The sequence below is a fragment of the Helicobacter rodentium ATCC 700285 genome (assembly GCF_000687535.1).
In the GTDB taxonomy this organism is placed as follows: Bacteria; Campylobacterota; Campylobacteria; order Campylobacterales; family Helicobacteraceae; genus Helicobacter_D; species Helicobacter_D rodentium.
Genome location: NZ_JHWC01000025.1, coordinates 1 through 1,378, shown reverse-complemented (window position 1 = coordinate 1,378; position 1,378 = coordinate 1). Strand labels below are relative to the sequence as shown.

At 36.9% G+C, this 1,378-nt stretch carries 1 rRNA gene; it reads left to right on the top strand.

The features are described from left to right. Positions 1-750: 750 nt before the first annotated feature. A 16S ribosomal RNA gene (locus BS85_RS0109885) occupies positions 751-1,378 on the top strand; the annotation flags it as partial.

Below are 1,378 nucleotides of genomic sequence, written 5' to 3'. Positions count from 1 at the left end.
TTTAACCTCCCCTTAAGCTTTCTTAGATATAATTCCACTTCCTTTTTTGCAAATTTTTAACTTTCTCTTTCTTAAACGGGTTAAAAAGCTTGTAACTTGAAGTTTTAAAGTTTAAAAGATTTAAAAGCCTAATATAGGGTTTTAGGATTTTAAAAGTTTAATTGATAGAGTTTAAAAGTTTTTAGTCTTTAGTTTATAAAGCGTCAGTCTTAATGGATTTGTAAAAATGTTCTTTAACTTTAAATGATACAATCAGAAGTTAAAATGATCTTTGACAACTAAGCAGGAAATCATTAAGAACAACAAATATCTTAATGGATTTTCTAATTTCTTTAACAACATAAACTCATTTATTACTTTGTAGTTTTATAAGAGTTAAGATTCTTTTGGAATCCTTGTAAGTTAAAATCTTAAACTGAAAGATTCTATTCTATACGAATCCATCTTTTCATTTAAAAGATTGAATGGGATAAAAAAGAGAATCCTTAACTTCTAAACTTGTAAAACAAAAGTCTAAACAGAGATTTTGAGATTTTAGGACAAACTAACCTATTTTTGATTTTCTTTTTGTTACTTTACAAAAAGATTTTTGAATGATTTTTGTAGTTGTGAAGCAATTTGTGCGGAGATTAGACTAATGGTCTATCGCACAAGCAAATTGCAAACTCTACAAAAAGCAACAAAAAGATTCTATTTTTTTATGGAGAGTTTAAGCCATTGTTTTATTTTTGGCTCAAACTTCCATAAACTTTTATGGAGAGTTTGATCCTGGCTCAGAGTGAACGCTGGCGGCGTGCCTAATACATGCAAGTCGAACGATGAAGCTCTAGCTTGCTAGAGTGGATTAGTGGCGCACGGGTGAGTAATGCATAGGTTATGTGCCCTTTAGTCTAGGATAGCCATTGGAAACGATGATTAATACTGGATACTCCCTACGGGGGAAAGTTTTTCGCTAAAGGATCAGCCTATGTCCTATCAGCTTGTTGGTGAGGTAATGGCTCACCAAGGCTATGACGGGTATCCGGCCTGAGAGGGTGAACGGACACACTGGAACTGAGACACGGTCCAGACTCCTACGGGAGGCAGCAGTAGGGAATATTGCTCAATGGGGGAAACCCTGAAGCAGCAACGCCGCGTGGAGGATGAAGGTTTTCGGATTGTAAACTCCTTTTCTAAGAGAAGATTATGACGGTATCTTAGGAATAAGCACCGGCTAACTCCGTGCCAGCAGCCGCGGTAATACGGAGGGTGCAAGCGTTACTCGGAATCACTGGGCGTAAAGAGCGCGTAGGCGGGATAGCAAGTCAGATGTGAAATCCTATGGCTTAACCATAGAACTGCATTTGAAACTGTTATTCTAGAGTATGGGAGAGGTAGG